Source organism: Tenuifilum sp. 4138str, from assembly GCF_041102575.1.
Lineage (GTDB): Bacteria > Bacteroidota > Bacteroidia > Bacteroidales > Tenuifilaceae > Tenuifilum > Tenuifilum osseticum.
In genome coordinates this window covers 32,864-59,351 of sequence record NZ_JBGCUE010000003.1, presented here as the reverse complement: position 1 = coordinate 59,351, position 26,488 = coordinate 32,864, and the positions used below count along the sequence as shown (strand labels likewise).

At 41.2% G+C, this 26,488-nt stretch carries 28 protein-coding genes; 23 read left to right on the top strand and 5 right to left on the bottom strand.

Going from position 1 to position 26,488, the window contains the following annotated elements:
- Positions 1–5 precede the first annotated feature (5 nt).
- The 21 genes from AB6811_RS03890 (at position 6) to AB6811_RS03790 (ending at position 18,766) form a co-directional block, all read left to right on the top strand.
- Positions 6–635, top strand: a complete 630-nt coding sequence (locus AB6811_RS03890) for a hypothetical protein (protein ID WP_214043132.1) — start codon at positions 6–8, stop codon at positions 633–635.
- A gap of 126 nt (positions 636–761) precedes the next feature.
- Positions 762–1,175: a Fur family transcriptional regulator gene (locus AB6811_RS03885; RefSeq protein ID WP_369489139.1), complete on the top strand. Its 414-nt coding sequence runs from the start codon at positions 762–764 to the stop codon at positions 1,173–1,175.
- Positions 1,176–1,257: 82 nt separating this feature from the next.
- Positions 1,258–1,782, top strand: a complete 525-nt coding sequence (locus AB6811_RS03880) for a hypothetical protein (RefSeq protein ID WP_369489138.1) — start codon at positions 1,258–1,260, stop codon at positions 1,780–1,782.
- A gap of 76 nt (positions 1,783–1,858) precedes the next feature.
- On the top strand, positions 1,859–2,245 hold the full coding sequence (locus AB6811_RS03875; RefSeq protein WP_369489137.1) for a DUF302 domain-containing protein: 387 nt from the start codon (positions 1,859–1,861) through the stop codon (positions 2,243–2,245).
- Positions 2,246–2,290: 45 nt separating this feature from the next.
- Entirely contained in the window at positions 2,291–2,758 is a 468-nt protein-coding gene (locus tag AB6811_RS03870) for a hypothetical protein (protein ID WP_369489136.1), read from the top strand.
- A 5-nt stretch (positions 2,759–2,763) separates the two neighbouring features.
- Positions 2,764–3,558 (top strand): cation efflux transmembrane domain-containing protein, encoded by a 795-nt coding sequence (locus AB6811_RS03865; RefSeq protein ID WP_369489135.1) that lies wholly within the window; start codon positions 2,764–2,766, stop codon positions 3,556–3,558.
- Between the two features lie 7 nt (positions 3,559–3,565).
- Positions 3,566–4,456, top strand: a complete 891-nt coding sequence (locus AB6811_RS03860) for a cation diffusion facilitator family transporter (protein WP_369489134.1) — start codon at positions 3,566–3,568, stop codon at positions 4,454–4,456.
- Positions 4,344–4,676, top strand: coding sequence for a GDCCVxC domain-containing (seleno)protein (locus AB6811_RS13805; protein WP_500812344.1), 333 nt, complete (start codon positions 4,344–4,346; stop codon positions 4,674–4,676). Before AB6811_RS03860 ends, AB6811_RS13805 begins: the two co-directional genes overlap by 113 nt.
- Before the next feature lie 110 nt (positions 4,677–4,786).
- Complete coding sequence (locus AB6811_RS03850; RefSeq protein WP_369489132.1) at positions 4,787–4,963, top strand: hypothetical protein; 177 nt, start codon at positions 4,787–4,789, stop codon at positions 4,961–4,963.
- Positions 4,964–4,980: 17 nt separating this feature from the next.
- The gene (locus AB6811_RS03845; RefSeq protein WP_369489131.1) at positions 4,981–5,286 is read left to right on the top strand and encodes a hypothetical protein; all 306 of its coding nucleotides are present in this window, start codon (positions 4,981–4,983) and stop codon (positions 5,284–5,286) included.
- Positions 5,220–5,642 (top strand): PQLLE family protein, encoded by a 423-nt coding sequence (locus AB6811_RS03840; RefSeq protein WP_500812346.1) that lies wholly within the window; start codon positions 5,220–5,222, stop codon positions 5,640–5,642. The genes AB6811_RS03845 and AB6811_RS03840 overlap by 67 nt, the downstream gene beginning before the upstream one ends.
- Positions 5,643–6,394: 752 nt before the next feature.
- On the top strand, positions 6,395–6,823 hold the full coding sequence (locus AB6811_RS03835) for an HYC_CC_PP family protein (protein WP_369489129.1): 429 nt from the start codon (positions 6,395–6,397) through the stop codon (positions 6,821–6,823).
- Positions 6,824–6,917: 94 nt separating this feature from the next.
- Positions 6,918–10,742 carry an efflux RND transporter permease subunit gene (locus AB6811_RS03830; RefSeq protein ID WP_369489128.1) on the top strand — a complete coding sequence of 1,275 codons (3,825 nt, stop codon included), beginning with the start codon at positions 6,918–6,920 and terminating at the stop codon, positions 10,740–10,742.
- On the top strand, positions 10,739–11,971 hold the full coding sequence (locus AB6811_RS03825; protein ID WP_369489127.1) for a TolC family protein: 1,233 nt from the start codon (positions 10,739–10,741) through the stop codon (positions 11,969–11,971). The genes AB6811_RS03830 and AB6811_RS03825 overlap by 4 nt, the downstream gene beginning before the upstream one ends.
- A 1-nt stretch (position 11,972) precedes the next feature.
- The gene (locus tag AB6811_RS03820; RefSeq protein WP_369489126.1) at positions 11,973–13,778 is read left to right on the top strand and encodes an efflux RND transporter periplasmic adaptor subunit; all 1,806 of its coding nucleotides are present in this window, start codon (positions 11,973–11,975) and stop codon (positions 13,776–13,778) included.
- Between the two features lie 32 nt (positions 13,779–13,810).
- Positions 13,811–14,185, top strand: a complete 375-nt coding sequence (locus AB6811_RS03815; RefSeq protein ID WP_369489125.1) for a heavy-metal-associated domain-containing protein — start codon at positions 13,811–13,813, stop codon at positions 14,183–14,185.
- Between the two features lie 561 nt (positions 14,186–14,746).
- Positions 14,747–14,908, top strand: coding sequence for a hypothetical protein (locus tag AB6811_RS03810; RefSeq protein WP_369489124.1), 162 nt, complete (start codon positions 14,747–14,749; stop codon positions 14,906–14,908).
- A 338-nt stretch (positions 14,909–15,246) separates the two neighbouring features.
- The gene (locus AB6811_RS03805; protein WP_369489123.1) at positions 15,247–15,969 is read left to right on the top strand and encodes a sulfite exporter TauE/SafE family protein; all 723 of its coding nucleotides are present in this window, start codon (positions 15,247–15,249) and stop codon (positions 15,967–15,969) included.
- A gap of 449 nt (positions 15,970–16,418) precedes the next feature.
- Complete coding sequence (locus tag AB6811_RS03800) at positions 16,419–16,580, top strand: hypothetical protein (RefSeq protein ID WP_369489122.1); 162 nt, start codon at positions 16,419–16,421, stop codon at positions 16,578–16,580.
- 414 nt (positions 16,581–16,994) lie between these two features.
- Positions 16,995–17,795: a peptidase associated/transthyretin-like domain-containing protein gene (locus AB6811_RS03795; protein WP_369489121.1), complete on the top strand. Its 801-nt coding sequence runs from the start codon at positions 16,995–16,997 to the stop codon at positions 17,793–17,795.
- A gap of 5 nt (positions 17,796–17,800) precedes the next feature.
- The gene (locus AB6811_RS03790; protein WP_369489120.1) at positions 17,801–18,766 is read left to right on the top strand and encodes a pyridoxal-phosphate dependent enzyme; all 966 of its coding nucleotides are present in this window, start codon (positions 17,801–17,803) and stop codon (positions 18,764–18,766) included.
- A 5-nt stretch (positions 18,767–18,771) separates the two neighbouring features.
- Here the strand turns inward: AB6811_RS03790 and AB6811_RS03785 are convergent, their stop codons facing one another.
- From AB6811_RS03785 to AB6811_RS03765, 5 genes are all read right to left on the bottom strand, one after another.
- Complete coding sequence (locus AB6811_RS03785; protein WP_369489119.1) at positions 18,772–19,854, bottom strand: endonuclease/exonuclease/phosphatase family protein; 1,083 nt, start codon at positions 19,852–19,854, stop codon at positions 18,772–18,774.
- Positions 19,854–20,729, bottom strand: coding sequence for a rhomboid family intramembrane serine protease (locus tag AB6811_RS03780; RefSeq protein ID WP_369489118.1), 876 nt, complete (start codon positions 20,727–20,729; stop codon positions 19,854–19,856). The genes AB6811_RS03785 and AB6811_RS03780 overlap by 1 nt, the downstream gene beginning before the upstream one ends.
- Before the next feature lie 82 nt (positions 20,730–20,811).
- Positions 20,812–21,636, bottom strand: coding sequence for a rhomboid family intramembrane serine protease (locus AB6811_RS03775; RefSeq protein ID WP_369489117.1), 825 nt, complete (start codon positions 21,634–21,636; stop codon positions 20,812–20,814).
- A gap of 53 nt (positions 21,637–21,689) precedes the next feature.
- Positions 21,690–23,522, bottom strand: a complete 1,833-nt coding sequence (mutL, locus tag AB6811_RS03770) for a DNA mismatch repair endonuclease MutL (RefSeq protein ID WP_369489116.1) — start codon at positions 23,520–23,522, stop codon at positions 21,690–21,692.
- Position 23,523: 1 nt separating this feature from the next.
- Positions 23,524–23,802, bottom strand: a complete 279-nt coding sequence (locus AB6811_RS03765; RefSeq protein ID WP_369489115.1) for a hypothetical protein — start codon at positions 23,800–23,802, stop codon at positions 23,524–23,526.
- A gap of 552 nt (positions 23,803–24,354) precedes the next feature.
- Here AB6811_RS03765 and AB6811_RS03760 point away from each other — a divergent pair.
- Complete coding sequence (locus AB6811_RS03760; RefSeq protein ID WP_369489114.1) at positions 24,355–25,014, top strand: hypothetical protein; 660 nt, start codon at positions 24,355–24,357, stop codon at positions 25,012–25,014.
- Positions 25,015–25,017: 3 nt separating this feature from the next.
- On the top strand, positions 25,018–26,448 hold the full coding sequence (locus tag AB6811_RS03755) for a DUF5723 family protein (protein ID WP_369489113.1): 1,431 nt from the start codon (positions 25,018–25,020) through the stop codon (positions 26,446–26,448).
- The last annotated feature ends 40 nt before the right edge of the window (positions 26,449–26,488 follow it).

The window sequence follows — 26,488 nt, the reverse complement described above, 5'->3', positions numbered from 1 at the left end:
GAAAAATGAAACGAAATAAATTATTTACTGGCATGAAAAATACAAAAGTTATTTTTTTAATGGTAGCAGTAGTTGGATTCCTTTTTTATTCATGTAACAAGGAAGAAGAAACACCCTTGGATAATACTTTAGCTTCCAGCGTAATCGGCACATATACAGGTACTCTTAAGAGTACAGCTACTAATCAGTCCAGTCCGGCGACATTAAATGTAACGCTAATAAACGATAGCTTAGTTAGTATGCATTGTTTGTCCTACAATTTTGATTCAACCTTTACAATGCAACTATACCAAAACTATGACAGCATTATGGTGTGTTATACCGGACAAGATTTTTTTGCTGAATATGGACATAATCGCAATAATTATGATTTTTGCACAAACCGCCAATCCGGTTGGACAAATAACGCCTGGATGAACGATGGCAATTGCTGGGGAAATATGAATCAAGGTTGGGGCAACAGCAACTGGGCGGGAACTGACCAATGGAACGCCTGGACCAATCACATGAATACCCAACACAATCAAAATGACAATCATTTTGGGGGATTTAATCCAAAAATGAATTCATGTATTTTCAAATTTACAATTCAGAACAATTCCAATTATTTTGAAGTATTTGAAGGAGTCAAGTAATTAAAGATGTGGGTAGTACAGCAATTGAAGTTGTAAAGATAAATCCCGTAAGGTTATTAAACATTTTTATGTAAATTTGGGGTATAAAAGCGTCGAATAATATTTGTCTCATAAATATTTGTAGGAATGGATAATAATGAAATTGAAAAGAAACTTGAATCGAAAAACGTCAAACCAACAGCCATGCGGACATTGGTTTACAAAACACTTACTGATTCGGGCAAAGCGTTGAGCCTGGCAGATTTGGAGCAACGATTTGAAAAAGTGGAGCGTTCAACCATTTTCCGGGCGCTAAAAACATTTGAAGACAATTTCATCGTGCATACAGTTGATGATGGTTCAGGCTCGGTGAAGTATGCTGTTTGTGATGAGGATTGTACATGTAATATACATGACCTGCATGTTCATTTTTATTGTACGCGCTGTGGCAGGACACGTTGCATGAAAGAACTTCCAATTCCCAACATTAAACTGCCTGAAGGATACACCTATGATAATGCGCAATTCATTATTAACGGCGTGTGTCCACGCTGTGATTAAACTTTGCAATAGTGTTGCACTAACTTATTGGTAATTTTGATGTTGAAATTATTGGAATGTTTAACATTAAAAATTATTTGTTATGAAAACAAGAAATTTTAAATTGACTTTTTTTATCGCGGGATTAATTATTTTTTCTGCATCGCAGGCAATGGCGCAGCCGCATTGTTGTAACTCAAATTGGTCGGCAACCGCTGATGCCCAATGGTGGAATTACAACACCCCGGCGGAATATGCCTTATCAGCCGAACAAATTACGGAAATCAATGAGCTACGTAAAAACAGTTACGAGAAAAAGCTGCCGATTGAAAACGAGCTTCGCAATTTAAGGATGGAATACCGGGCTGCTAATTCAAATCCCGACCTGGATGTTAAAAAGGTAAAATCATTGAGGAGCAGTATCAGGGTTAAGGAAGAAAAAATTGAAGACATCAATTTGGAAACAAAAGTTCAGGTAAAAGAACTTCTCACTGAAAAGCAGCTTACCTACTTTAACAACAATAATTACAGTTGGTGGGATATGTCGGAAAACTGCTGGTATGCCGGTAATATGGACATGAACTCACGCAGGCAAATGATGATGTCGTTTCGTAATAATTGCTGGTAAATGAAGCGGTAATGAAACACCAATTTTTACCACTTTGGTGTTTCATTTTTTTAAATAATTTTTAAAATCACATGATATGAAATACTATTTTGAAAAAACTACGGATTATGCTTTTGAAGAAGCAGTAGAAAAAGTTACTGAAGAACTGAAAAAAGAAGGTTTCGGGGTATTGACCGAAATTGATGTGCAGGCCACATTAAAAAAGAAACTAAATATCGATTTCAGAAAATACCGGATTTTAGGGGCTTGCAATCCTCCATTTGCCCATAGAGCACTACAAGCTGAAGACAAAATTGGTGCTATGCTACCCTGCAATGTAATTTTGCAGGAACTGGACAATGGCAAAACAGAAGTAGCTGCCATTGACCCGTTGGCTTCGATGCTGGCGGTTGAAAATGACAAATTAAGTGAAATTGCTGGCGAAATCAGGTCGAAACTTGAAAAGGTGATTAAGAATCTTTAATGTTGTATAAGATAAATGTTACAAACATCTTAAAAAATTAATAAAATGAGAAAACTACTGTTATTATTAACCCTCGTACTTTTCTGGTTATTCACCGTGGATGCACAGGAGGGCGAACGGTTAAAAGTAATTGCTGGGGTACGTGTTAACCCTTTTGTGATGTACGATTTTGACGGTAACAAGACGGAAATAACACGTATCCATACCGAGTTAGGCGCCATGTTTAATAATAAAACCTATCTTTCGGTAGGATACACGCCCTTTGCCAACGCCATCTACAATTTTAACGAATATTGGTTTGTCGGCTTCGACAAAAAGATTCCTGTATCGTGGGTTTTGGCGGAAGAGTATATGATTGATGAAAAAAAATTCATACTTCAGACCGGCCCCAATTTCAAATTGGGTAACGTGGGAAATGCCTTTGTATTCCTGTTTACACCTGTTGATGATATTAATTGGGGCTTGAAAGTAGGTGTCTTTATTCCGTTAAACGTGGTGTTACATAAAGAATAGTTAACATGTTCAAATCTGTATTTACCATCAGCAAAATGGATTGCCCTTCCGAAGAATCCCTTATCAGGATGAAGCTGGAAGGGCTTTCCACAATTAAAAGTTTGGTGTTCGATATTGAAAACCGGAAGCTCACCGTGTTTCATTCCGAAGAAAATGAGGAAATCGAAAAACACCTTAAAGAACTCAAATTGGGCACGGAACACAAAGAAACCATTGTTGTCCAACAGGATGAATTCAAGGACGATTCATCAGTACAATCGAAACTGCTTTGGACAGTTCTAATTATAAATTTTGCTTTTTTTATCATTGAAATCAGCACGGGTTTTATTTCAAAATCAATGGGGCTGGTGGCCGATTCACTGGATATGCTTGCAGACGCTTTGGTTTATGGCCTAAGCCTTTGGGCAGTTGGTTCAACTGTGTTCCGTAAGAAAAAAGTGGCAAAGCTGAGTGGCTATTTTCAACTGGCTTTAGCATTGATTGGGCTTATAGAAGTAATACGCAGATTTATCAGTTTCGAAGCTGTGCCGGATTTCAAAACCATGATTATTGTTTCCATATTGGCATTAATTGCCAATTCCGTTTGCCTTTATTTATTACAAAAATCAAAAAGTGAAGAAGCACACATGAAAGCCACGATGATATTCACATCGAATGATATTATTATCAATACTGGTGTTATCGCAGCAGGAGTATTGGTTTTGTTGACCCAATCAAAATATCCCGATTTAATCATTGGGGCAATTGTATTTTTAATCGTGGTCAGGGGGGCTTTCAGGATATTGAAACTTGGTAAATAGACAGAGCATGGCACATTCGCATGAACATACAACTCAAAAAAATTACGGAAAAGCTTTTGCCATTGGCATAGGTTTAAACATCGCCTTTGTTGCTGTTGAAATATTTTACGGTCTGTTAGCCAACTCATCAGCACTATTAGCCGATGCAGGCCACAACGCCAGCGACGTACTGAGTTTGATTTTTGCCTGGGCTGCAATCAGGCTCGCTTCCATAAAACCAAAAGGAAAGTACACATACGGACTTCGCAAAACAACCATTCTTGTATCGATACTCAATGCGTTATTGCTTTTTGGAGCAGTAATAGCAATTGGCTGGGATGCTGTAGGAAAATTCAAAAATCCAGAACCCGTGGCAGGTACGCAAGTGATGATTGTTGCCGGGATAGGCGTAGTAATCAATACCATTACGGCTTTGCTGTTTATGAAAGGCCAAAAAGACGACCTGAACATCAAAGGGGCATTCCTGCACATGGCTGCCGATGCCGGGGTGTCGTTAGGTGTAGTAGCTGCCGGGCTATTGATTAACCTCACCGGAATTCAATGGATTGACCCGGTAATGAGTTTTATCATTATTCTGGTTATTCTTTGGGGTACATGGCGGTTGTTTACTGATTCCATTGATTTAGCGCTGGATGCAGTACCCAAACAAATAAAACTTGATAAAGTACGCAACTTTCTTTTATCCCAAAATGGAGTTAACGATATTCACGATTTACACGTTTGGGCAATGAGTACCACCCAAATAGCTTTAACCGCCCACCTGATAATGCCAAAAGGGTTTAACGATGAATTTATTTCTGAACTGCAGAAGAAACTTGAACACGAATTCGGAATTGGACACACAACCTTTCAAATTGAGAATGAAAGGATTGAAAAGGAATGTAAAACTGATTGTTGAAAACTTTATAGATATGAAAATTCAATACCACTCAATCATAACCTGCCCAAATTGCGGGCATCAAAAAGAAGAAGAAATGCCTGAAGATTCATGCCAGTTCTTCTATGAGTGTGAAAAGTGCAAAGCTGTTATAAAACCCAAAAAAGGCGATTGCTGCGTTTATTGTTCATATGGTTCGGTAAAATGCCCTTCGATACAAAAGAATGAAAGTTGTTGCTGATTTTTTAACAAAACGGAAATGTAACTGAGTTCCTACAAAAAGTATTTTCATTATATTTAACATTTAGTTTTACAAATACAATATCAAGTTGAAAAATAGCAGTTGTAAGTTTGAAAAATGCAATAGTAGAAAGGAAAAAAAGACTGGCAAGTTGGGGAAATATTGCAGTACGGTCGGAAAAATCAATTTCAAATCCGAATAGAGAAAATGTCGGTGGGGGTAACGCAATTGTAAGACTGAAAAACAGAATTGTAAAAGCGAAAAAACCAAATGTAATTAATTATTAACCTTTAAAAATTTAATTATGGCATCACGAACAAAACTTACAGACACAGCAACTTTGGAATTGTACCGGGTAGCTTTGGAAAATGCGGAGACCCAACCTGAAATTGCGGCTATTATGGCTGATTTAGGTTATGATTCAGTAGTTATCGCAGAAGGTAAAGCATTGCTTACAAAAACCCGGACTGCATACGATGCAAACAAAACCGAAGATGATGAAACATCTGCCGCTTACGCCGATTTTTCAAGTAAAAAGGAACAATTGGAGGATATACATTCAACATTCACCGCAAGAAAGCAAAAGTTGTATTCCGTAACGATTCATTAACCGCTGACAAATTGACAATTTCTGGAACAATGCCACGGACATATATAAAATGGTTAGAAGCTGCAAAGAAATTTTATTCCGTGGCATCAGCCGATACAGCGGTTCAAGGTAAATTATCCCGTTTAAAAATCTCCGTTGACGACTTGACAGCGGCAAACACATTGATTTCTGAATTAGAAACGGCAAGAGCAGTTTACCTGAAAGAAAAAGGGGAATCACAAGATGCAACAAAAATAAAAGATGCTGCATTTGCCAAAATAGATGATTGGATGAGTGAGTTCTATGCCGTAGCAAAGATTGGTTTAGAGGACAATCCACAACTATTAGAAGCATTGGGCAAAACCATAAGAGGATAGTGGAATTGCCCTCCCTATTTGTAAGCACATTGGCAAGCCCCACGAGCCAACGCACGACCAAAACTTGCCAAAGAGCTTACAAAGCCTGCCCAAGTAACCGCCTTTAAGGGCGGTTTTAGGGTTGCCCTCCCACAAAAAAACAAAATAAATTTGCGCTCCGTTGACAGTTTTGTGCAGATTGAAAAGACAATTAAAGAAACCTTAAATGACTGAAAAACAGACTGGAAGAATCAACGCCCAGTTGCTAACAAAGTGTATAAATCATTGGGCGGATAGTGCTAATTTCAAGGGCGTTACATTTAATAAACTTTGTAGCGGTTTGGCAGTAAAGTGCTTCGAAATGCCCAACGCTTCATACACCAACCGTTGGCAACAAGTGTAAGAGCGACATACAACCAGACAGATACGATATTGACAAAATTAAAATAAGAAAGGATTTAGCTTTTTGACAGGACAGTGCAAATTTGAAGGAAATTTATTTTGTTTTTTTCTTCCCCCCGCAAAAAAAAAAGAAAGAATCCCCACCCACATTGCACACATTGCCAAAGCCCCACAAGCCAACGCTGCAACCAAAGCTTTGCCAAAGAGTGCAATCTTGCCTACGCACCGTAACAATAAATTATGAATTAAGCAGATACTTCTGTTTGACTTTCAATTAAATAATTTTCGACATTCATGTCAGGATTAAAAAAAATATACAACAAATTGAAAGTGAATGAAAACAATTTTAATGTTATTGCGTTTAACTAATTATGAAACAGATTTTTTCCATATTATTATCTTTTATTCTCTTGGCAAGCCATATCAACTTGACCATGGGTACACACTTTTGCGGTGGCGAAGCCGTAGAAACTAAGATAATATTGGGCGAAAAACATTTGGGCTGTGGAATGATGGGTATGGAACAACCATGCGATGGTTCTGAACATTCCAATAATAACCAGGTTCGTTTTAATAACGTTCCTTGCTGCCAAAATGAATTTCAAACTATTCAAGGTACAGCCGATTTTGTAAAAGAAGCCGCTCAAACTGTTTTTAATGTTGATTTTACTGTAGCATTTATTTATACCACCTTGAACTTGGATTTATTTCCAAAATCAACACATCGGGTATATACTGAATACATTTCCCCTCCTCTTGAAAAAGACATTCAGGTGCTTTTTCAAACTTTCCTGATTTGATTCTCACATGAACTATTGATTCCATATTTCAATTTGTAGTGTGGTTGTCGTATATTGCGTTAAAAGTTAATTTTCATGTTAAAATCATTGTATCATGCTAAATAAAATAATAAAATATTTCTTAGAGAACAAGTTGGTAACAGTACTTGTTCTAACCGGATTTGTCGCATGGGGTATTGTTACCGCTCCCTTTGGCTGGCAAGTGGGTGGCTTGCCATCAGACCCTGTTCCGGTGGATGCCATACCCGATATTGGCGAAAATCAACAGATAGTTTTTACTCCATGGAACGGACGGTCGCCACAAGATATTGAAGACCAGATTTCCTATCCGTTAACAACCTATCTTTTGGGTATTCCAGGGGTGAAAACCATTCGCAGTTCATCTATTTTTGGTTTCTCCAGTATCTACATCATTTTTGATGAAGACGTAGAATTTTACTGGTCACGCTCACGAATCTTGGAAAAGTTAAGTTCGCTTCCTTCCGGGCTATTGCCCGATGGGGTGCAACCTACATTAGGCCCGGATGCAACTGCTTTGGGGCAAGTGTACTGGTACACGCTCGAAGGGCGTGATAAGGATGGAAACCCGACTGGGGGCTGGGATTTGCACGAAATACGCACCGTTCAGGATTTTTATGTAAAATATGGACTGAATGCAACTGAAGGTGTCTCGGAGGTAGCATCCATTGGGGGATTTGTTCAGGAATACCAAATAGATGTAAATCCAGATGCCTTGAAAGCCTATAACATTCCTTTGCACAAAGTGATGCAGGCAGTACAGAAATCGAATCGCGATGTGGGGGCTAAAACCATCGAGATAAATCAGGCTGAATACCTTGTCCGTGGTTTAGGTTATGTTAAAAAGACCGAAGATATTGAGAAAGCCGTAGTGGCTGTTCAGGAAAACGTTCCCATTCGTATTAAAGATATTGGTGTAGTAACACTTGGCCCTGCCACACGAAGGGGAGCACTCGACAAGGACGGTGCAGAAGTAGTAGGTGGTGTGGTGGTAGCACGGTATGGAGCTAATCCATTGCAAGTGATTAACAATGTAAAAGAAAAAATTACGGAGATTTCACCCGGTTTGCCGAAAAAGATTTTGGCTAATGGAGTCGAAAGCCAATTGACCATTGTTCCATTTTACGACCGCTCTGAATTGATTTATGAGACACTTGGCACATTGGAAGAAGCCCTTTCACTTCAAATTCTCATAACTATACTGGTCATCATCGTAATGATTTATAACCTGAGGGCATCTTTTTTAATATCAAGCTTATTGCCCATTGCAGTACTCATGGTTTTTATCGCCATGCGGTATTTTGGTGTTGATGCCAATATTGTAGCACTATCGGGAATCGCCATTGCCATTGGTACCATGGTCGATTTGGGCATAATTCTTTCGGAGAATATCGTCAAACACGTTGATGAAGCCCCACCCGGGCAAAAGCTGACAACAACAATATACAACGGCTCGGCAGAGGTTAGCTCTGCTATCCTTACTGCCGTTTCTACTACAATTGTAAGTTTCATACCTGTTTTTACCATGCAGGCTGCCGAGGGTAAATTATTCGGCCCGTTGGCATTTACCAAAACCTTTGCTTTGGTAGCGGCACTTATCGTTTCGCTTATCATTTTACCTACGCTGGCTCACTGGTTTTTTGGTTTTAAAATTAAAAATCCACGCCTTAACAAGGGGGTGAATATGCTGCTTATTGTGGTTGGTTTTATTGGTCTGTTCAGCAATGTTGCATGGGCTGGTATTTTGTTGATTTTATTTGGAGGTATTCCCTTTATTAAGCCATTAATTAGAGACAAAAAACTGTTTAGAAATCCACTTTTCGGCAAAACCTTAGATAATATTGAATTGATTTTAGTAGTAGTTGGTGTTGTCTGGCTTTTGGCAAAGTACTGGTTGCCTTTGGGAGCTGGGAAAAGTGTGCTTCTTAACTTTGTTTTTGTTGCCTTGCTGGTTGGCTTTATTTTAGGGGCATTTACCTTATTGCAGTTTTCATACAGAAGGATTTTGCGATGGTGTTTGAATAATAAAGTTAAATTTCTTATGATTCCTGTTTTTTTGATGTTGCTGGGTGTAAATATCTGGATGGGTTTCTCAAACATTTTTGGATTTCTGGCAAATGGAGCTGACAAAATGGGTTGGAACATTCGTACTACTGCTGTTTGGTCAGGACTTAACCATTTATTTCCGGGAATGGGTAAAGAATTTATGCCCTCGCTTGATGAAGGCAGTTTTCTGCTTATGCCTACCTCGATGCCGCACTCAGGAGTTGAATATAACAGAAAAGTTGTTGGGCAGTTAGATATGTTGCTTGCCAATATTCCCGAAGTGGAACTTAGCGTAGGTAAATTAGGCCGGGTAGAATCTGCACTTGACCCAGCACCTGTTTCGATGTACGAAAATGTTATCAATTATAAGTCGGAATATGAACTCAATGATAAAGGGCATCGTAAACGCTTTAAAACTGACGGCGATGGTCGCTTTGTGTTGAAGAATGGGGAAGCATACAGCAATGATGAATTGCTGACTAAAAACATTTCGCCAGACGAACTTGTGCCGGATGATAAGGGAAACTATTTCAGAAACTGGCGCAAACATATAAAATCATCCGACGATATTTGGAAAGAAATTGTTGCGGTTACTAAAACACCGGGCGTTACTTCTGCCCCGAAACTGCAACCCATCGAAACCCGATTGGTTATGTTACAAACCGGGATGCGGGCACCCATGGGCATCAAAGTTTATGGTCCAGACCTTCAAACCATCGAGGAGTTTGGTTTGAAACTGGAAGGTATTCTAAAACAAGTACCCTCGGTGAAAGCCGAAGCAGCCTTTGCCGACCGTATTGTAGGGAAGCCTTATATTCACCTAAATATCAACCGTGATGAAATTTCACGTTATGGATTGAACGTGGAAGATGTGCAACAAAGCATTGAAACAGCAATCGGGGGCATGAAAGTATCGTCAACGGTTGAAGGACGTGAGCGTTTTCCCATACGAGTCCGTTATCCGAGAGAGCTAAGGGACGACCCGGAATCGCTTGGGAAAATTCTTATTCCAACACCCACAGGGGCTCAAATTCCACTTAGCCAGTTAGTTGATATGGAGTATGTGCGTGGCCCGCAAGCCATTAAAAGTGAGAATACCTTTCTTGTAGGTTATGTGCTGTTTGATAAAAAGGAAGGTTTTGCTGAAGTAGATGTTGTAAACGATGCACAGGAAATGATTCAGCAAAAAATTGATGCAGGAGAATTAATTGTTCCAAATGGTGTGAATTATAAATTCTCTGGAAGTTATGAAAATCAGGTGCGTGCCGAAAAACGATTAAGCATTATTGTTCCGTTGGTCTTTTTAATCATCTTCCTGATACTTTACTTTCAATTCAAATCGGTTACCACGTCACTCATGATTTTTACAGGGGTGGCGATGGCATTCAGTGGCGGGTTTATCATGCTCTGGCTATACGGGCAAGGCTGGTTTGCTGATTTTTCGGTTTTTGGGACTAATATTCGGGAACTTTTTCAAATGAATACCGTGAACCTAAGCGTTGCCGTTTGGGTGGGCTTTATTGCCCTGTTTGGATTGGCAACCGATGACGGGGTTTTAATGGGAACCTATCTCGACCAAAGTTTTAAACGTAACCGAACAAAAACAATAAAGGAAATACGGGCTGCCGTTGTGGAAGCAGGAGAACGCAGAATAAGACCTGCTGTAATGACCACCACAACCACCATCATTGCTTTGCTTCCGGTGCTTACATCAACAGGCAGGGGTGCGGATATAATGGTGCCGATGGCTATCCCTGCTTTTGGCGGTATGATTGTGGCAGCCATTACCTATTATATTGTTCCCACGCTTTACTGCTTGCGTGAAGAGTATAAACTTAAAAAATCGAAATCATGAACCGATATATAGCAATATTAATAGCAACGCTATTTTTTAGTAGCTTGAGCTTTGCTCAAACTCTTGACGACTATTTTAAAATAGCTGCCGAAAACAATCCGGGTTTACAGGCTATTTATAAAGAATACGAAGCAGCTTTACAGAAAGTGCCGCAAGTAAGTACCTTGCCCGACCCGACTTTTTCTTTCGGGTATTTTATCTCTCCGGTGGAAACAAGAGTTGGGCCGCAACAGGCAAAGTTCTCACTAACGCAAATGTTCCCGTGGTTTGGTACTTTAAAAGCACAGGGCAATGTTGCTACCTTAACAGCAGAAGCAAAGTTTCAAAGCTTTATTGATGCTCGTAATAGACTTTATTTTCAGGTGGCTTCTGCTTACTATCCATTGTACGAATTAAAAGATTTTGTTCGTATTGAACAGGAAAATATCAGTATTTTAGAATCCTATAAAACCATTGCTACTCAGAAATTTAAAAATGGAACAGGAACAATGGTAGATGTGCTGCGTGTGGATATTATGCTGAAAGATGCACAAACCAATCTTAGTATTCTGAGAGATAAAGAGAAACCATTGCTGACTACGTTCAACAAGCTTTTAAATCGTTCTGAAAATGAACCGGTGCAGATTAGCGATACGTTGAAATCGGTGATTCTCTTAGATAATTACAGAAAAGATTCACTGATTGTAGCCAATCCAAAATTAAAAGCACTCGATTTAAAATTGCAGGCAAGCCAAACCGCAGAGATTGTTGCACAAAAGCAAGGATTACCGAAATTGGGTATAGGCTTGGATTATGTATTGGTGGGCGAACGTGCCGATATTTCTATGCCTGATAATGGAAAAAATGTTCTGATGCCAATGGTAAGCATTAGTATTCCAATCTTTCGGGCTAAATACAACGCATCGGTGAAAGAATCTCAACTGATGCAGGAAAGTTACACACTTCAAAAGCAGGAAGTAACAAATACTCTTTTTTCTGAATATGAAACGGTTTGGTTTCAGGTTCAACAACAGTTGCAGTTAATATCACTTTACGAACAACAAATACAGACCTCGCAAAAATCATTAAATCTGCTATTTACTTCCTATGGAAATTCCGGGAAAGAATTTGAAGAGGTACTACGCATGCAGCAACAGTTGCTGAAATATCAGAAGATGAAAGCAACCGCCTTGGTTCAATACCATATTGCCGTTGAGAAAATCAATTACATAACATCTAAATCGTATTAAAATGAAAGCAATAGATAAAAAAACAATAATAATTGCCGCTGCAACACTTGTTGTCGGCTTGCTGGCAGGATGGTTAATGTTTGGAGGGAATAAAAGTAACTCTCACGATGACCATGAACATGTGAAAACGGAAATAAACGGAGAAACAATTTGGACTTGCTCCATGCACCCGCAAATTCGTCAAAACGAGCCGGGCGACTGCCCCATTTGCGGCATGGATTTAATACCGTTAGAGAATGACCAAAATGCCGATATTGACCCCAATGCGATAAGCATGTCGCCAACTGCTATGCAACTCGCCAATGTAAGTACGGCATTTGTGGGGAAGATGAATCCAGTTAAACAAGTCCGCCTTAATGGGAAAGTACAAGCCGATGAACGGTTGGTATATTCACAATCATCGCATATTCCGGGTAGAATTGAAAAGTTATTGGTGAATTTTACAGGCGAATTTGTGAATAAAGGACAAATCATTGCATACATCTATTCACCCGAGTTGGTAACAGCACAAGAAGAGCTGCTGGAGGCACAGAAAATAGCCGAAACGCAACCTCAATTATTTGCGGCAGCAAAAGAGAAACTAAAAAACTGGAAACTCTCCGATAAGCAAATTGAAGAAATACTAAACTCAGGAAAGGCAAATGATGATTTTCCAATAGTAGCCGATGTTTCAGGATACACAATATCAAAAAAAATAAATTTGGGTGACTATGTTCGCAAAGGGGAAACGATATATGAAATCGCTGACCTATCGAAAGTTTGGGTGTTATTTGATGTGTATGAATCGGATATAAACTGGATTAAAAAAGGTGATAAAGTGGAATTTACAATTGCCTCTTTGCCCGGTGAATCATTTATAAGCAGTATTACATTTCTCGACCCTGTAATTGACCCAAAGACAAGAGTGGCAAAAGCAAGAGTGGAATATAACAACTCAAACGGAAAGCTAAAACCTGAAATGTTTGCTTCGGGGATGGTTCAGGCTAAATTAGCTAACAAATCAAATTCTATTGTGGTACCAAAAACTGCCGTAATGTGGACAGGTAAACGCTCGGTGGTGTATGTGAAAACAAATTCAGAACAAGGAGTTAATTTCATCATGCGTGAAATAACTTTGGGTGCTGCATTAGGTGATAGCTATGTGGTTGAAGAAGGTTTAATGGAGGGAGAAGAAATAGCGGTAAACGGCACGTTCAGTATAGATGCCGCTGCCCAGTTGGCCGGAAAACCCAGCATGATGAGCCCTGAAGGTGGACAGGTAATGACCGGGCATAATCACGGAGGGACAACTGAAAGTAATGTTTCACACGAAAGTCATGAGGAACAAAATAAATCAACAACTTCAAAAACCTTGTCCATCGACAAACAAGCCAAAGAAGCTTTGCAGCCACTTTATAATACCTACTTAAATTGGAAAGATGCCCTGACCAACGATGATTTTAAAGGAGCTCAAAAAAACGCTGCAAACTTTAAAACGGCATTGGAAAAAGTGGACATGGGACTATTTAAAGATGAGGCGCACATGGTTTGGATGGATTTTCAGGGAAGATTAGCCAAAAATTTGGAACACATTCAGCACTTTTCCGACATCGAACAACTTCGAAAAGCCTTTCAATCGGTTTCTGTTACGATGATTGAAATTACCAATTCATTCGCACCACTTGGCAAAACAATCTACGTTCAACATTGCCCCATGGCCGATAACAACAAAGGGGCCGACTGGCTGAGTGCTGAGAAGGAAATTAGAAACCCGTATTTTGGCAGTTCGATGCTGAAATGCGGAGAAGTTACCAAAGAAATTAAATAATCATTTTTATTCACAATTTAAATCACAATAATATGAAAACAAAAGTTTTAAGTTTAGTATGTATGTTCCTTTTAGGAACAAGTATGGTATTTGCACAGGCAAAAACCGAAAAATTTGAAGTAAAGGGAAATTGTGGCATGTGCAAGTCCCGCATTGAGAAAGCGGCAAATTCAGTTGACGGTGTTACCAAAGCCGACTGGGTGCAAGAAACAAAAATGCTTACAGTAGCATTTGATTCAACAAAAACAACTGTGCATAAAGTTCAAATGGCTATTGCTAAAGTTGGTCATGATACACCCATGCATAAAGCCTCTGATGAAGTGTATAATTCACTTCCTGGATGCTGCAAATATGACCGTACCGTAGCAAAGAAAGAAAGTACAGGTCATGAAGGACATAAGCACTAAAAGAATTGGGGTTAATGGCTGCCTTTAATTGGTATCCATTAATTTGCCATCCCACAGGCGTAAGCACATATGCAAGCCCGCACGAGCCAACGCTCAAACCAAAGGCTTGCAAAAGAGCTTACGCCTCTCCAGCCCGAGTAACCGCCTTTCAGGACGGTTTTAGGATTACTCACGGATTGTTTATTTATAAAGGTGTTCGTGAATCGCTTCGCTTATTTGCCCACGCTCAAAAAAACAAAATAAATTTGTGCTTCGTGGATAAGTTGGTGCAGATTGAAAATGACAAGAAAATAAAGCTAAATAAATGACAAACAGGCGAATATGAATGAACACCAGTTGCCAACATCGTATATAAAACATTTGGCAGTCAGTGGTTTATCAGGCGTTTCAGCTCGTATCAAATTTTGTTGTATATTGCCAGGAAAATGCTTCGAAATGCCAAACGTTTCATATACGTAACCGTTGGCAACAAGTGGAAAGACAGATGAGCAGACAGATACGATAGTGATAAATAATAACAAAAGAAAGGATTTAGCTTTTTGACAGGACAGTGCAAATTTGATGGAAATTTATTTTGTTTTTTTCTTCCCACCCACAAAAGAAGAAAACCCCACCCACATTGCACACATTGCCAAAGCCCCACAAGCCAACGCTCCAACCAAGGGCTTGCAAAAGAGCTTCCGCCTTTCCAACCCGAGCAACCGCCTTTCAGGACGGTTTTAGGATTACTCACGGATTGTTTATTTATAAAGGTGTTCGTGAATCGCTTCGCTTATTTGCCCACTCTCAAAAAAACAAAATAAATTTGTGCTTCGTGGATAGGTTGGTGCAGGTTGTAAATTACATGAAAAATAAAGCTAAACGATTGACAAACAGACAGAAATGAATGAACACCAGTTGCCAACACGCGGTATTGTTAATTGCCGGTGCAGTGCGTATTCGAGCGGCACAGCTCGTAGCAAAAGTAATTGTAACTTGACAGGAAAGCACCCCGTAATCCGCCACTGCGCCAAGCGTAAAACCGTTGCCAACCATTGTAAAAAGACACTCACTGCAGACAGATGACCGATTTAATCCTGATATTTTTGATAGCGTTTATAGCAGCGACAGTTTCTGGAGCGGCTGGATTTGGTGGGGCATTACTATTGCTTCCTGTATTGACTGGAATTGTAGGGGTTAAAGCAGCCGTTCCGATTCTAACTATTGGACAGATTTTTGGAAACGCCTCAAGAATATGGTTCGGCAGAAAAGATTTAAAATGGAAACCGATACTTTTGTTCTTGCTGACAGCGATTCCATTAACAATTTTCGGGAGCTTTCTGTTTACGGACATTGACAGCAAAAACATAAAAATAGGGATTGGTGGATTTTTGATATTGTTGGTCATTTATCGAAGGGCTAATGTAAAAAAAATCGTTCTGGGAGAAAAAGGAATGCTCATTGGTGGCGGATTGACTGGATTTCTTTCTGGATTGGCAGGGAGTGCCGGACCGCTTGGAGCAGCTTTCTTCCTTGGATTAAACCTGACCGCAACAGCCTACATTGCAAGCGAAGCGTTTACCGCTTTGACCATGCACCTGACCAAGACAATAGTATATAATAAATACGCATTAGTAGGGCAAACTGAATTATATTACGGACTATTCATCGGGATTGCAATGATCTTAGGGAGTTGGTTAGGCAAGAAAATTATTGAGAATTTATCGAGAGAAAAATTTATAATTTTAGTAGAGATTTTACTGATTATATCTGGATTACAAATGATTATTACCGCACTGGGATAAAAACCAACGGTTAACAACATGCAATACACCCCTGACGCAAAATGTAGTAGTATTGAGCATTACTGCCCGAATTAAGATTTGTAACGGCAAACAGGGACAATGTCCACAATTACCATTGTTTTATAAACGCAACCATTCAAACATTAAGTAAATATCATGAATATTTAAAGCCGACGACAAAACAGATATTCAGAATCCTGAGCCCAAAGTTTAAAAACTTATACCTTGATTATAAAGTGAATTGTAAACCAAGAATGGATACGAAAAACCAGCAACCAATAATTATACAAGGTTATTGATCGGAATCCAAATCTATACAAAGATTTCTAAAAAAAGGGATTGTATAATGATTGGTTAAGAAACGGCAAAAACTATTCGCTACGAAAAATGATGAGATAATACGGGAAAACAATTGTAATAGTTTAATTTCGTTTCTTAAACCATCGAAGTTGGACCAAAGAATAATGATTGCAGAACATAAAAGAAATCATGGTGATTTTGATGGGGGGGGAGAAATTTTTAATAAAATTGATAACGATAATTATAGCTGGTTTAAAGGGATAATAATTGAAGCTTGTAAAAAAAATCAAGCCTTTGATACTTCTAAATGAAATCTAAAACTTGAGCATCGGAGATATTTTAGATAAAAAAAGGACTAAAAATAATGATTTGAACTATTTTTTTCATTTTTGATAGTTTATACAAAATTAAAAAAATCGATCGCGGGAATGTAAATCCGATAACAGTAAGTTTGGCGTATCCCATAGTTGCAAAGCTGGTGTAAAAAGTAATAGTCACAGATAATAAGCTTCAGCAGGCAATTGTAACGCAAATTCTGCTTAACAAGTAGTCTAATGTGATATTAGGATAACGCTTAACCTTACAAAGGAAGAGCGGTTGCTCACCCTACCCTCCTGCCATCAACAAACACCAATTAACCCCACCGGTTAATTTGGGTTAAAGTGAGAAGGAAGGGTATTTGTTCATTTGCTGAATGAGCTATATTTGAGAAAAATCTATCCGTTTTGAGAAAGTGGTTCCATCTGTTCTGGTTACTGGTAATAATTGCAAGTAATAGAAGCCTTACAGCGCAGGTATTACTCCCGGTGCCTGACTCATTGCGTGTAATCAATTTCAGGGTTACGGATTACTACACCCATGAGCCAATTGGGCTGGCCCATGTAATGAATATCACCCAGAAAAAGGGTTGTATCTCCGACCTGCTGGGCTACTTTAGCATTCCTTTCAAGCTGGGCGATAGCCTTAGCATTACAGCCATAGGCTACCATACCAAGCATGTGCTGAACTGGGGACAGTTCAACAAGGATACCCTTTTTTACGAGCTAACCCTTACCCCAAAGGTTTACCAGATTGAGGAAGTTAAAATATCGCGCTTCAGCACCTACGACCGTTTCCTGCGCGAGTTTGCCAACCTGAAACTGACAAAAACAAAGGAAACGAAGCAGCAAGAGGTTATTCAGCTATACTTCCTTAAAATCACCAAGGGCTTAAACCTACGTAATCTACCAAAGCCAACCATGGGGTTAAGCTTTGGGAAGGACTGGTACCAAAAACAAAACGAGAAGGTTGCCGAGGCCATTGAAAAGGATAGGAAAAAGCGTATAGCCGACCGAAAATTTAATGCTGGCATTGTTAGCAGCCTAACCGGTTTAACCGGAAATGAGCTTCAGGATTTTATGGAATTCCTAAATTTCGACGAGAACTACATAGTAACCTCAACCGATTACGAAATACGTGAACGGATACTTGACAGGTTTAAGGAATTTGAAACCGCTAAAAAAGGGGAAAATAACACCAAAAAGTAAGCAGTATGGCAACACAGGAAATAACCATTCCAAGCCATTTAGACATTGAAAATGCTTTTAACCTTATTGGGAAACACATAAACAGTACACCGGTACTAACATCCAGGAGTGTAAACTCCATTTTAGGCTGCAACGCTTACCTTAAATGCGAAAACTTTCAGCGGGTAGGAGCCTTTAAGTTCCGTGGAGCCACCCATGCCATTATGCGTTTAGGTATCGATGAGGCCCAAAGCGGTGTTATTACCCACAGCTCAGGCAACCATGCTGCAGCGTTGGCATTGGCTGCACGGCAAAAGGGAATTCCGGCATACATTGTTATGCCTGAAAATGCTCCCGAAATCAAAAAGAAAGCCGTTGCGGGGTATGGTGGGATTATCACCTTTTGCCCGCCAACGCAAACCGATAGGGAGCAAACCATGCTCCGCATAAAATCCCAAACCGGTGCCACATTCATTCATCCCTACGATAACTTTAACGTGGTGTGTGGACAAGGAACAGCCGCGCTGGAGCTTATGCAGCAGCAGCCCGATATCGATATGGTTATTGCGCCTGTTGGCGGTGGCGGGTTACTTAGCGGAACTGCTGCATTTATCAAAGGTCGGTTCCCGCATGTTAAGGTTTATGGCGCTGAGCCAAAGAATGCCGACGATGCCTACCGCTCGCTCCGCGACCATACCATTTACCCCTCGGTAAAACCCCAAACCATAGCCGATGGATTACTCACATCGCTTTCGCCCCTAACCTACACCATTCTAAGCCAGCACTGCGACGGTATACTCACAGTTTCAGAACAATCAATTATTGAGGCCATGCGCATGGTGTGGGAGCGCATGAAGATTATTATTGAGCCATCGTCGGCTGTGCCGGTGGCGGCTATCATGGAGAATGCTCAACTTTTCCGCAACAAACGTGTTGGCGTAATAATTTCAGGGGGTAATGTGGATTTAAACCATCTGCCCTGGCAAGGCTAACAACTTCACTGTAGTTGCAGTTCAACAATAACCGGGAAATGGTCAGAGTACCTCAGTCGTGGGCTTTGGTAGGTTACGGTTCGGAACTGTCTGCTCCGTAAGACATAATCGATTCGATACGAGGGCCACAGGCCGCTGAAGGTGACCACAACCCCGCTACCTGCATCTTTAAATGTATCGTGTAGGGAAGCCGTTAGGGTGTGATAGGTGTACGATACGGGCGAATCGTTAAAGTCGCCGCAAATAATAATGGGATAACGGCAAGTACGCATGTGTTCAACCACCATATTCACCTGGCGGGCCCGCTTTGTAAAGGCAACGCCTAATCGGCTGAGTAAATCCTTTAGCTCATCGTAGTTCTTGCTATCGAGCTTAAACTCATTACGAAGCAAAAAATTAAAGTTACGCTCCTTTAATCGGGTAGATTGCAGATGAAGGTTGTAAACCCTAATGGTATCGGTTCCCTTAACTATATCGACATACATACATGCGTTAAAAGAATTAGGAAACGATATTTCGCCCACACTCACAACAGGTTGATTGGTTAAAATGGCCAAGCCGTAAGCCGACGATGGCCGCCTAAGTATGAATGAGGAATAAACCTTCATCCCTGACATCTGCTCAACATCAAGATGGCTCAGTTTGCCCTCCCTAAGGTAAAACTCCTGCAGGCAAACCACATCAAAGTCGTTGTCCTTAATATGAGTTAGTATATCGGAATATGAGGGTTTTAGCTTTGACCACGAGTAAAGCCTGAAAAGGTTTACATTGTAAGTCATCACCCTTAAATCAGGATTGGAACCCTTTGCAGCACTCCCATACGGAAAGCGAATAAAGCCATTGAAATGGCTAACGCCAAGCAGAATGGCTGCAAGTGAAATGAAAACTAACTTTCGCCACCGAAAAATCCAGTAAAAAAGAAAAAGTAGGTTTACTATCAGAAAGAAAGGGTAAAGCAATCCGTATAGCGCAGCAAACCAAAAATCTTCAGGGTTAATGTAAACGCTCACATAGGTAAGCACCAGCAAGAGGGCAAAAAGTACATTTACCCCCACCAAAATCCGATGGATTAGCCTTACAATGAGCATCAATTAATGTTCCTGTTATTGGCCTTAAACAGAATATCCTTTTCCTCCTTGGTTAAGCTATCGTAGCCGGAGCGGGCAATCTTATCGAGGATATCATCAATCTGCTTTTGCTTTTGTGCTTTACGGTAGTTGTAGTCGTAATCGGCATTATGGCTGCGGTAAGTTACCTTCATTCGGTTCCGTTTTGGAAACCTAATGCTGCTAATGCTGTAAAATGGCTTAGCCAAATCGGTTCCCCTACGCAGAGCAACAACGTAGATGAAGCCAAACAGGGCTCCACCAAGGTGCGCAATATGCCCTCCAGCGTTGGAAACAGGGATGCTAATGATATCGATGACAACGGTGGCAAGGGCAAGGTACTTGAGCCTTACTGCACCAAGAAAAAGCAGGTAAACAGTAAAGTTGGGCTGAAGTGTTGCCACTGCAATAACCACGGCTAGCACCGAAGCCGATGCGCCCAAGGCTAACGATACCTCAGCATAGCCTTTAAATGGAGGTAGCAGGTTGAACGCTAAAATGTAAAGTAAAGCCCCACTGATACCGCCAAGCAGGTAAACCCATGTGAGCTGCCTCTGGGCAAAGAATTGCAGAAACAGCTGGCCAAACCAGTAAAGCCATAGCAGGTTAAAGAGAATATGCAAAAAATCCTCATGGTAAAACATGTAGGTTACAATAGTCCATGGGCGAACCATGAGCGATTGAAGGTTGGCCGGCACTGCCATAAAACCTGTTATCCAGCCCGAAGAACTTGCAGAGAGAAAAAGGAAAACCCTAAGCAATCCAAAAAGTAAAAATACACCAAGGTTGATATAGATAAGCCGGGTAAGGTTGCTACCCAGCCGAAACGAACTCTTAATCTCACCCCAAATAGACATAACACAAAAATGTTTAACCGTTCAAAAAAACGAGCTTTAAAGGTATTAGTAAAGTTAACCGATTTTTGGCTAAATATCAACACTAATAAAATACATCGGTGCGCCTTTGCCAAAGCTTGATGAGAATAAAGCCAAAAATCATACCACCCAGGTGAGCAAAGTGGGCAATACTACTCCCGGGTTGGGTTAAACCCAAGTATAGCTCCAAACCGCCGTAAATAATTACCATCCACTTAGCCTTAATCGGGATAGGTGGGAAAAGCAACATCAGTACAGTGTTTGGGAACAGAACCCCAAAGGCAAGCAGCACACCGTAAACTGCACCGGAAGCTCCAACGGTTGGTATGCCCTGCTGCAGCGCAATCAGTTGACGGGTATATTCAGCAGCCTGATCGGCATAAACCGGGCTGTTTGGGAACAAGTACCATTTATCCAGAAACTGGGCATAAACCTGATCGTAGTATTCAGGGAAATGGCGGGTAACAAATGCAGCAAAAGCATCGGGCGACGGGGTGTTTAGCATGGCCATAGCATCGTTCTGGATAGCTGAAATGTGGAGGTAGTTAACCAAAAGATGTATGGTTACTGCCCCTAGGCCGGTTACCATGTAGTAGATAAAAAAGCGGCGGCTACCCCAAACCTGTTCCAGGATTCGACCGAACATCCAAAGGGCAAACATGTTGAAGAAGAGGTGAAATAATCCACCATGCATGAACATGTGGGTAACAATCTGGTAAGGGCGAAAGTTAGGTGAGCCCGGGGGATAAACACCAAGAATACGATTTAAATCAATTCCAAACGTGTTTGCCATCACCCAGGTTACTACCAGCATTACCACGTTAATCATAATTAGGTTCATCACCACAGGGGGCGTTGAGCTAAAAATATTTCTGTTTCCGAATATCATCTTATTAGTGTTATGAATTGAGTTAACATTAGTAATCAGAAAATGTTTAGGGTTTACTTAAACCGGCTGTCAATATCGTCCAATTCAAGTATTATAATTATCTTTTTGCCATCAGGGGTAAGGTTTGGTTCATGGCATGCAAAAAGTTTATCGACTATCTCCTGCATTTCAAACTGACTTAACTGTTTACCGTATCCAATAGCCGATGCTTTGGCCATGGTAAGCGCAATGCGATGTTTAGCATCGTCGAACGGTAGGGCTTGGTTCTCGTGCATAATGGCAAGCAGGTTTTCAACCAGCTTTGCGGGATCGGTAACCGATGAGCTAACCGGCATACTATTCACGCTTATTGTGTTGTGGTTTAAGTTGCTGATTTCCATACCCAAACGCGACAGCTCATCGGCCTTGCTCATCAGCAGCTCAAAGTCGGCAGGTAGCAGCTCAATGGCCTGTGGAAACAGCTCGCGCTGTTTCAGGTTTATATCGGCTTGCATGCCGCTTATATACTGCTCGTAAAGTATGCGCTCATGAGCACGTTTTTGATCAATCAACATCAGCCCCGACTTTACGGTGGTAAGTATGTACTTGCCCTTAAACTGGTAAAAACGGTTGGTGTTTTCGGGAGCTTTACTCAGCATCCCTTCCGATTCAAAGGTTTCGATTCGGGTTTGAATAGGGGTTGGATCCTGGGGTAAATCGGTAAAAAGTTGCTCCCAGCCGGTTGCCGATTCACGCGATTTATCGGCGCTATGAGGCTTACGAACATTCCTGTTATGCTCATCGAAAGGGTTGTAGGAGGGGTCAACGTCAATGGTAGGAAAAGTTACCGGTGCATTCTTGGGAAGGTATGGGATATCGAATCCTGGAGCAGAATCAAAATCGATTGGAGGCACCACAGAGAATTTCCCAAGCGATTCCCGTACAGCAGCATGTAATATCTGCCAGATCATTCGCTCGTCCTCAAACTTAATTTCGGTTTTTGTGGGGTGTATGTTAACATCAATGGACTGCGGATCGATATCAAAGTAAATGAAATATGAGGGGTAGGTATCGGGTGGTAGTAAGCGGTTATATGCGTTCAACACAGCCTTGTGCAGGAAAGGGTTCTTCATGAAACGGCCATTCACAAAAAAGAACTGTTCGCCTGCAGTTTTCTTAGCCCCTTCGGGCTTACCTATATAACCACCAATATTAACTATTGATGTTTGCGTGGAGCAATCCACAAGGTGTTGGTTTATGGTCTTGCCAAATAGGCCAATAATCCTTTGCTTCAATCCCGATGCTGGCAGCCTGTAGAGTTCTGAACCATTGTGACTCAAACTGAAAGCCACTTCGGGGTAGGCCAATGCAACCCTCTGAAACTCGGTTATAATATGCTTAAGCTCCACGGAATCGCTTTTAAGGAACTTGCGCCTTGCGGGCACATTGAAAAAGAGATTTTTAACCGCAATTTGGGTGCCGATAGAACAGGCCACCGGCTGCTGGTTAACAAGTTCCGAAGCCGAAATGTTAACCTCCGTTCCAACCTCATCAACAGCCCGGCGGGTTCGTAGCTCAACCTCGGCAACAGCAGCAATGGATGCCAGTGCCTCGCCCCTAAAACCCATGGTTCGGATGTTAAAGAGGTCGGCTGCCTCGCGAATCTTGGAGGTGGCATGGCGCTCAAAGCAAAGCCTTGCGTCGGTTTCGCTCATTCCCACCCCATCGTCAATCACCTGAATTAAACCTTTACCACCCTCCCTGACAATTAGGTTGATATTACGAGCCCCAGCATCGATGGAGTTTTCCAGGAGTTCCTTAACCACCGAGGCCGGACGCTGAACCACCTCGCCCGCAGCAATCTGATTGGCAATGGAATCGGGTAACAGTTGAATTACATCGGCCATACTAGCGGAAAAATACGAAGTAACTGATTAGCAGAAGAATTGCAATAATAATCAATAACCTGATATTCGACTGCCCGCTCGAGGGTCTACTAATTTTTCGTGCGCGTTGAAACTGCCCCCTGATGCTTGGAACAAAAGGTTTATCCTTATCGGTGAGCCCCAATTCCTTCCTAATCCGTTCCTCACGCTCACGCATCTCCTCCTTTTGCTCATTGTAGTATATAGGTTTATACCTAAAACCCTTGGGCTTTGGTATACTAAAAAACTTGAATCCTGCCATGACTTGAATCTCCTTTTAGAATTACAAAGTTAGCCATTTATCATTATGCTTCAATTTTTTATCAACATCACACTTGACCATTTAATCAAATATCGTAAATTACAATGCTTTATAAAAATGTTAAACCGAAGTTCCATGAATTAAAAACTCAACTGGGCTGGTAAAAATGGGGAGGGGGTGGTTTTAGAGGAATGAGTCGGAATGAGTCGGAATGATCGGAATAAGAAGAAGTTAAAGGAAGGTAGAGGAAGTTAGAGGAAGTTAGAGGAAACTTGAGCGCGTTAAACGTGAACCGTGAAGCGTTAAACGAGTGACTTTGGGGCGGAATAATCGGAATGAGTCGGAATGATCGAAATGATCGGAATGTGATGGAGTTGAGGAAGTTAGAGAAAACTTAAGTTCGTTTAACGTGAAGCGTTAAACGAGTGACTTTGAGTCGGAATGATTAGATTTTTTAGTCGATTCATCATTAGGTTTTTCAACTGGCGAATACGGGTTATAGAAACATAAAACTGATTGCATTGCGTTATAGTTAAAGAAAAACACTATTAAATGAGAATGATATTTAAAATTGGAGTAAAAACTAGCATATGGGTTGTTTTTATTACATCCCTCACGTGCTGCACAAAAAACATTGAACCTTTACCCGATACGGTAAGCTTTGCTCCTTCAATTTCCTTACCGGTTGGTGAGGGTGAATTTAATCTCAGTAAATCGCTTGAAACCCTTGGCGTACCAGTTGTAAACCTGACCGAGAATGTTCCTGACTGGGCAAAACACAACTATGTTTACATACAGGATACCTTTGCAATTAACCTAAATGAGGTTTACAATCAGTCCGATCTGATTAGCTACATAATGATACGCGTTAACATTTGGAACGAGTTTCCACTACAAGGGAATGCCCAAATATGGATACTTGACAGCGGCCAAAATAAGTTAGACTCACTGTTTGCACAACCGGCCAGTGTTCCTGCAGCCGAGATATACTCAAATGGCAACGTGGTGGGCACCAAGTTTGAATCGTATCAGGTTGATTTTGACCAAAACCGTATCGACTTATGGCAAAACGCGGCCACAGCAGTGGTTAGGGCCGGATTGGTAATTACTGAAGAAGGTGTTACTGAGCAGAATATCCAATATTTTGACCGTTACAAGCTAAAAGTACAGCTGGCTGCACGTGTCGATTTCAAAACTATCAAAAATAATTAGGGTATGTTACTGCGATTTACCACTCTCTCCGCTTTATTTTTTGCTTATACATTGGCATGGGCACAGCAAAGCAACTCGCTTTTCTTTATGCATCGCATACCACAATCGAACCTAATAAACCCAGCAGTTCAGATTGATTGTCCGGTATATGTAGGTGTGCCTTTCCTTTCGTCGTTACACCTAAACCTGAACTCTACCGGTTATTCCTATAATGATATTGCAAACGGAACAGGTACCATTAACTTTCCTGCCCTTGTTGGGCAAATGCATAGCTGGGACTACCTATCGGAGGAACTCCACTACACACCCGTTTCGTTCGGATTTATGTACGACAACGACCAGTACTTTAACTTTGCCTGGACTGAGCGAGTGGAGAGTAAGCTATTTGTATCGAAACGTTTGATGTCGCTTTTTGCTAACGGGAATACGCAGTACGTGGGCAATGGGCTAGTAACCTCCAATCCCGGCCTAAACAGCTTTTACTACAGGGAGTTTTCATTTGGCTACTCCACCCGGTTACGTGGCGATGTGCTTGTTGGCGCCCATGCCAAAATTCTGTTCGGTCTTGCAGGCCTTTACACCAAAAGGAATAGCGTTGATATTGAGATAGATGCCTTAACCCACAATATTAATGCCCGTTGGAATCCACAGGTAAACGTAGCTTACCCCATAGGGGTAACTACCGATGCTGCAGGGAATGTTACCGGAGTTAGCGCAGGGGCATTTAGCCCATTGCCATTCTCCCTTAACTTCAGCAATCCGGGGCTTGCATTCGACTTGGGCTTTGTAAAGCCCAACGACCCTATTACATGGAGTGGTAGCATTCTGGACTTAGGATTTATATGGTGGCTCAAAAGCACCTCGCGCTTTACCAACGATGGCCATTTTGTTTACCGTGGTGCCACCCCTGCCGACCTTACCAACCCCGACGCCTATATCGACATGCTTGCCGATTCCATAAACAACCAGGTTCAATTCCAGCACTCAAACGGTAGCTTTGTGTCATTTTTAAACCCTAAAGCCTATTTTGGAGGCACTTACGCATTTACCCCACAACTACTTGCGGGTGCACATGTAAGAACCGAGTGGTATCCGGGCAGACCCGTGGTAGGACTAACCCTATCGGCCATTGCTATGGCCAAGAAAGGTTCATCGGTTTCATTAACCTACTCTGTGATGAACGGCTCTTTTGCCAACATTGGAGCCGCTTTTAACATTGGGGGTGAAAGCTTTCAGTTTTACATTCTTGCCGATAACCTGCTTGCCCCATTCTACCCGGAAAGGGTACGAAATGCAAACCTAAGGTTTGGCTTTAACCTGTTCTGGGGTTGTAAGCAAAAAAAGAAAAAGTTAAGCATTCCGGAATCGAGCGGTGGTGGTTGTTTCTGGACATGGGGTTTGGACCAGAAACGAAAGCAGCATGGGGTAAAGTAAAAGAGTAAATAGAACCGGAATTTTAGGCATTATCACCAGT